The organism is Thermodesulfobacteriota bacterium (assembly GCA_040755095.1).
In the GTDB taxonomy this organism is placed as follows: Bacteria; Desulfobacterota; Desulfobulbia; order Desulfobulbales; family JBFMBH01; genus JBFMBH01.
The window spans coordinates 1-5,372 of record JBFMBH010000197.1; the positions used below are offsets into that span (position 1 = coordinate 1).

The 5,372-nt window shown below is 66.5% G+C and carries 3 protein-coding genes; 2 read left to right on the plus strand and 1 reads right to left on the minus strand.

Going from position 1 to position 5,372, the window contains the following annotated elements; genetic code table 11:
* A partial coding sequence (locus tag AB1634_18530; protein MEW6221509.1) for a radical SAM protein occupies positions 1-1,622 on the minus strand: 1,622 nt, incomplete at its 3' end.
* A 218-nt stretch (positions 1,623-1,840) separates the two neighbouring features.
* Between AB1634_18530 and AB1634_18535 the strand changes: the two genes are divergently transcribed.
* Positions 1,841-2,305, plus strand: a complete 465-nt coding sequence (locus tag AB1634_18535; protein ID MEW6221510.1) for a hypothetical protein — start codon at positions 1,841-1,843, stop codon at positions 2,303-2,305.
* Positions 2,306-2,385: 80 nt separating this feature from the next.
* A partial coding sequence (locus AB1634_18540) for a choice-of-anchor D domain-containing protein (GenBank protein MEW6221511.1) occupies positions 2,386-5,372 on the plus strand: 2,987 nt, incomplete at its 3' end.

Consider the following 5,372-nt stretch of genomic DNA (forward strand, 5'->3'; position numbering starts at 1 on the left):
ACCAGGGCCTCCTGGAAGAAGGAGACCGTCTCCGGCACCGGCTCCCCGTCCAGGAAGCCGCGGCAATCGTAGATCACCCGGCACCCTTCGGCCGCCACCGCCCGGCGGCCGAGGACGAAGGCCGTCAGCGGCCGGGCCAGGAAGGCCCGGACCGCCGGGTGCTCCGGAAACCGCTGGACCAGGCCCTGCAGGCAGGTGGCCGCCGCCTCATACTCCTCCAGGGCCAGGTAGATGCGGGCCAGGAGCAGCTCTCCCTCCGGCCGGTCGGCCAGATCCTGGCGATGGCTGGTGACAAAGCCTGCCACCTCGAAGAGATCCCGGCGGCTGGCCACCTTGTCCGCGAAGTCCGTGCGGCAGGTCCGCCAGAAGAGCCCCATCTGGCGCATGGCCCGGACATCCATGGCCTCGGTGGTGAAGTCCCGGCAGATGCTCTGGTAGGCGGGCTTGGTGAGCGGCAGCGGCCGGACGCCGTGGGTCTCCGGCTCCTCCGCGATGGGGGTGCCGAAGAAGATGTGCAGCTGCTGGCAGATGGAATTGCCCTCAACGGCGACGCGGTTGGCCTGCACGAAATCCAGGGTTGCCTCGGCCTGGGCCCGACTCTCCCCGGGCAGGCCAAAGAGGCTGAACAGCTCCACCTCGATGCCGGCGGCCTGGGTGTCCCGGATCGCCTGGGCCATCCGGCCGGGATCGAGGCCCTTCCTGATGCGGCGCAGCACCTCGACATCGGCGGACTCCAGGCCAAAGGCCAGGGTGTGGCAGCCGGCGGCCTTGAGACGGGCCAGAAGCTCCGGGTCCACCAGGTTGTAACGGGTCTGGCACCAGAAGCTGACCGGCGGCAGCTCGCGGCTGATCCGTGCCAAGAGCGCCTCCAGGCGCGGGCGGGAGTGGGCGAAGTTGGGATCGGCGAACCAGAAATCGGTGATCCCCTGGCCCACCAAATGCCGCATCTCGGCGATCACCCGGTCCAGGGAGTGGAAGCGCACCTGGTGGCCGCTGGCCCGGGTGGTGTAGCAGAAGGTGCACGGCGAGGTGCAGCCCCGGGAGGACAGGAGGATCACCCGCCGCTTGCCTGCGAGATCGAAGCAGTCGGCAAGATACGGGGATGGCAGCTCGTCCAGGCTCTCCGGCCCCCAGGCCGGGCCGGTCTCCACCGGACTCCCATCCGCGCCCCGCAGACAAAGGCCGGGCGCCCTCGCCAGGTCGGTGCCTTCCGCCAGGGCCCGGGCCAACCCCAGGAGCACCGTCTCCCCCTCCCCCCGACACAGAAGATCCACCTCCGGCATCTGGGCCAGGGCCGCTGCCGGCATGAAGGTGGTCTGCGGGCCGCCCAGAAGGACCAGGACAGCAGGGTCGAGGCGCTTCGCGAAGGTGGCCCAGACCCGGACCCGGTTGATGTTCTCCTCGTAGACCGAAAAGCCCACCACCCGCGGCCGCCGCTCCGCCATGGCGGCCGCCACCTGGGCCGGCGCCAGGGCCCGGTCCTGGTAGTCCCCCAGGATGAGACCCGTATGGCCCGCCTGCCGGAGCGCGGCCAGGCCGTATCCTTGCGAGATGGGGATCGTGTCCGGCGCCGCGACGCCGGCCCATTCGTTGACATGGATGAAGAGGAAGTCGACGGACACCGCCGTTCACCCTGATGCAGGAACAGAACCAGACTGACGGAGCGCAAGGTACCGGACCGGCCGCAATTCTGTCAATGCAAGGCTAGCCGTTGCCCAGGATTTTGCCCCACCGATGCGGTCCATGGCGAGCCACGATCCCCGGGCAGGCCTTACCTCCATCGCCAGACATCCAAGGACCCGTCACTCGAAGCCACTACCATGACGATCTCAACCGTCTGGTGGAGGCGAGCCACGGCACCTGGGGCAAGCATTCCTTCCGGATGAGCGAAAACGGCAACCTCCTGGAGATGACCGCCGGCCAAGTGGTGCCAGACATCAAGGCCAACGGCAGCGATGGCCCCCTCTCCATCAGCAAGACAAGCGCCCTTTCGCTGGCCATCACCCTCGACGCCGGCACGGTGGCTGGCCAGGATGTCGAGTGGTGGGTGCTCCTGCAGACACCGGCAGCGGCTCCCAACACGTGGTGGTCGTGGACGCAGGCCACGAACAGCTGGCGGGTCGGTCTCTACCCCGCCAGCCAGGGTGCCCTGACGAGCATCAGCACTCCGCTCCAGGTCTGGAGTGGGGCCTCCGGGCTCACCCCCGGAGCATACATCTTCTATCTGTGCGTCGACCTTGACCGCAACGGCGTGCCGGACACCATTGTCTTTGCCGACAGCGTCAGTGTGACGGTGACCAATTAGCGGAGCCGCCGTCCGACTGCATTGCATAGTCAAGCCGCCGCCGGAAGGCCGGCCGCGGTTCCTTTCTGTGGAGGATCGTCATGAGGCGAGAGCACCTGCGGTTCAGCGTCTGCTGTCTTGTGATCAGTCTGCTTCTGGCCGGCATTCCCTGGGGCGTCGCGCAAGCCGAGGTGGCAGGACCGGGATGGGTCCGGGTCACGGCCGACCCGATCAGTCCGGAGGAGGCCCGGGAGCATTACCAGGCCAGGGCACTGGAGCTGGAAGCAAACGGCCCTGCCGAGACTTACCCGCAGGCCGTTGCGGCTGCGGCGGGCCAGGCCGGCGCCGCTGGCCCGGAGATCGCCGAGCTGGCCAGGGCTCTCCAGCATGATCCCGTGCTCATCTATGAATACGTGCGCAACCATGTGGACTATGTGCCCTATTTCGGCTTGCTCAAGGGTGCTACCCTCACCTACCTCGATGGCGCCGGGAACGATTTCGACCAGGCGGCCCTCATGATCGCCCTCCTGCGGGAAAGCGGCTACCCGGCCGAATACGTGTACGGGACCATGACGATTCCCGTTTCCGCTACTGACCAGAAGGACCTGAAGCATTGGCTGAGCGTGGACGCTGGCCTGTTCACGAGCCTCGTGGTCAGCGATGTCCTGGGCAATGGTGGCATTCCGGCAACCCCTTCCAACGATGGCGATAGCTTCCTTGTGCACCGGGTCTGGGTCAAGGCGACCATCAACGGGCAAACGTACCTCTTCGATCCGGCATTCAAGCCCTACCTGGCCACGCCGGGCATCGATCTCGCGACCGCCATGGGCTACACGCGGAACGCCTTTCTGGCGGCCGCCGGCGGCACCATCGGCACCGATTATGTCCAGGGCCTCAATGAGGCCGGCATAACGAGTGCGCTCGAAAGCTCCAGCATGAGGCTGGTCAACGTTCTGAAGGCCTATCTTCCCAATGCCTCGCTCTCCGAGATCATCGGCGGCCGCGAGATTGTCCCCCAATACCTGGAGGGTCTGCCGTCGAGCTTGGATTTCCCGGTAGATGAGGAATACAACACCTGGACCGACATCCCTGCCGAGTATGTGCACACAGTGCGGATCACCCACGGCGAGATCGACCGCACCCTGAACATCCCGGACCTGGCCGGCAGAAAGCTCGCCATCGTCTACGAGGCCGCCAACCTGACCGCGGCGGCCCCGGCGGCGGGGGAGCCGGTCGCCACCCCAGCCGGCCCGGTGACCACCTCCGGGCCGGAGAGAGCTCTCCCAGGACATCTGGCTGCCGGGGACGGGACGGGTGTCAAGCTCCCGCTCTCGAACACCGCCGATTTCGGCAAGATCTATCCCGACGGGGCCTCCGAGCTCACCTGGACACTCACGAATTCGTACACCTTCAACATTCAGATCAAGGCCACGCTGAGCAGCAACCCCAGCAACGCCTATTCGATTGTCGCTGGCGGCGGCACGGTGAATGTGGGGGTTGGCGCCACCCACACCATCACGGTGCGCTTGAGCGGCACCGGCCAGGCCGCAGGCACCAAGACCGGGACCCTGTACGTCGAATGGTGCTACGTGAGCGGCAGCCGTTTTGCAGACGACTCCGTGAGCCTGACCGGGGTGGTGGCCGCCCGCCCGGACTGGACCGGCTCCTATGGCTTCCCGTTCGGCGCGAACTATCTCGGCCGTCCTGTGGACGGCACCGCCCGCTTCAAGAACAGTGGCGGCCTGAGCCTGACCATCACCGGCATCAGCCTCGCCGGCCCTGATGCGGCGCGGTTCCAGATCACCGGCGGTGGGCAGAGCGGCACTCTCGGCCCGGGACTATACCGGGACATCGCGGTCCGCTACCGCGCCGACAGCGTCGGCAGCCACAGTGCCTACGTCCACGTGACCTACACCTACGACGGCTTCAACTATGCCTTGGACTGCCCCCTTTCCGGGCAAACGGTTCGCATTCCGGGGGCGCAGCTGTTGCTGGACGACCAGTTGCTCGCCGACGAAACCGAGCCGGTGACCGGGGATCTCCATACGCTGACCATTGCCATTGAGCACCCGTACAGCACGGACGACTGGGACCAGACCGTGACCTACACCTTGCAGCGCGGCGCCACCTATGCCATCGTCTACGACTTCGGCGGCAGCCGTCTGGGCCGACTGGTGGAGAAGCGGGAGCGGCAGCTGCAGGCCTACCGGAATCAGGGGCTTGCCGACACCTCCCCGGAGGTGCTGACCGAGACCCTGAACGTCATGGGTATGACCTGGATGCGGGACACCACCCTGGCCTCCAACCTTTTCGCCCAGCTGGCCGGGGTCATCGACGTGCGCCACCACCGCTTCGGCATCGTAGCCCAGGAGGCGGGCTACTACGTCGACATCAAGGCACAGCTGTCCACCGTCGTCGCCAGGGGCTGGGATACCGTGGCGGAGGATGCCTATTTGCGGGCCAGCGGCCAGCTGGGGAGCGCCCTCGAGCACGGGGTGCTGGAGCAGATGCAGGTCAACCGGCCCGCGGTCTCGACGGTCAAGCTGCTCCAGATCAACAACGCCAGTGGCAAGAAGGTGTTCAAGGCCACCCCTGCCAACTTCGCCGCCGTGAAGACCCAGCTGGTCAACTACAGCACCGAGGATCTGGCCGCTCTGGAGGCGAGCATCGGTCAGGGCCTCACGCTCATTCTCCCCATCGACGGCCGGCTTGGCCTCGGGAACTGGTCAGGCAAGGGCTATATCGAGTACGGCCTCCTGGAATCCCGTAAGCATTTCGGCTGGGTCATCGCCCCTGGCCATTACGGTGGCTATGGCGCCGAGGAGGCCTCGGTGGAGGTGTACCATGTCCAGGACCAGGTGGATGCCAGCCTCTACCAGTCTTTCGAGCCGGTACTGGCCGCCGACCCGGTGGACATGGCTAGCGGCGCCTGGGTGTACCACAACACCGATCTGGCACTGAGGGGCGGCATGGGCGGGATCGCCCTTAGGCGGTCGTACAACTCCGGCAGCAACACCATTGAGCAGAGCCTCGGCCCTGGCTGGACCCACAACTATGACCTCTATGTCGAGACCCACTCCAGCTCGCC